Below are 1,505 nucleotides of genomic sequence, written 5' to 3' on the forward strand. Positions count from 1 at the left end.
ACCTCCTTGTTAAGAGTACAGCAACCTCTCTTCATCAAGAGCTGTTTTATCATCGTGGCAGTGGCGGTGTAGTAGTTGAAGATTCTTGTATTCATCCTTTCCACCTTGGTTTCGAGGTACAATGTGGTCTACTTCAATTAAATCCGATGGGGTAAAGAATTGCCCACACCAGGTACACTTGCCTTTTTGCTTCTTGAGTAGTTTTGCTACCCTATTTGGTGTGTCGATTGCTTGTCCTTTCCTGGTTGCCCAGTAAGTCCAGTTTCCGTCGTATGGTGTTGGTTCCGGGCGTACTAGGATATGTCTGACAACCGGATTCCAATTATGTTGCCATAATGTTAATTCATCCTTGGTCTGGAATAACCAAGTTACGTGCCTTTCTTTCCCGTTGCTAAGTTTAACCGTTCCATGTCTGAAATAGTTTCTTAGCTTTTCGTTACTTGCCTTTCCGCATCTTGATATTGTCCATGCCCTTAAGATTAACCAGATTATATAATCTAGCTTAACGAAGGTCTTTCCAGAGACTACCCCTGAATAGTAATTTGACCATCCCCTTCTGATTGGGTTTAGTTTGCTAATCAGGACTGATTGAGGTGCTGTCATATGTTGTTTGATTACACCTTTTATCACTTCTGTATGGGCTTTAACTGCTTTTTGGCTGGGTTGGATGTGAGTTTTGTGACCGATTAAACGACTCGCTGCTCCACCAGTTTTTCCAGACTTATATTTTCCTACAAGGTATTGTTTAATGTTGAATCCTAGAAAATCAAACCAGGGTTCTTCAGTCTTGCCATTATACTCAATGGGATTGAGAGTATGACAAATTCTGGTCTTTTCAGGTTTTATTTCCAAGCCAACAGGTTTTAACCATTCGGAGATAGCAATTTTGCACTGTTCAATAATCTCTAGTGATGGTGATATCACTACAAAATCATCGGCATATCTTATTAAGGTGGCTTTAACTTTAACCCCTTTTACTTTAGGATACATTGTTTCAATTAACCTAACCATGCCATCCAGTCCGATGTTGGCTAGGAGTGGGCTGATCACCTCTCCTTGGGGTGTCCCTGTTTCTGTATCCTCGAATACGCCGTTATCTAGCACACCCGCTTTGAGCCATTGTTTCAGGTCTCTCTTCAGGCTGCTTGGACAATGAATTTTGGACAGTAGGTATTCATGGTTCACGGTAAGAGCATTTGGCTATATGTTAGGGGTCGAGAATGGAGTCACCACCATCCCCTCCCATTCAGAACCATACGTGAAAGTTTCCCTTCATACGGCTCCTGGTGTGGATACCCTGTTTTGTCAAAGGAGCAGAATCAACAGACCTGCTTTTTACTTCGATGTTCAGAGCTATATGCAGCACGTAGTCTTTAAACTCGTCCTCGCCATTATACTCTTACTGACCGCAGTATCTATATCCACACCGTGACAATTGGGCATATCCCAACCATGACAATTGGGCTTTAGCTTCTGGTCACATCCTTCACCCTCTAAGCATGCGC

General features: G+C 42.7%; 1 protein-coding gene. It reads right to left on the reverse strand.

What is annotated here, in order from left to right; all coding sequences use genetic code 11:
* Nucleotides 1-9: 9 nt before the first annotated feature.
* Complete coding sequence (locus P5674_RS24600; protein WP_014276173.1) at nucleotides 10-1,185, reverse strand: group II intron reverse transcriptase; 1,176 nt, start codon at nucleotides 1,183-1,185, stop codon at nucleotides 10-12.
* Between the last annotated feature and the right edge of the window lie 320 nt (nucleotides 1,186-1,505).

The organism is Limnospira sp. PMC 289.06, from assembly GCF_032350395.1.
Classification (GTDB): domain Bacteria; phylum Cyanobacteriota; class Cyanobacteriia; order Cyanobacteriales; family Microcoleaceae; genus Limnospira; species Limnospira platensis.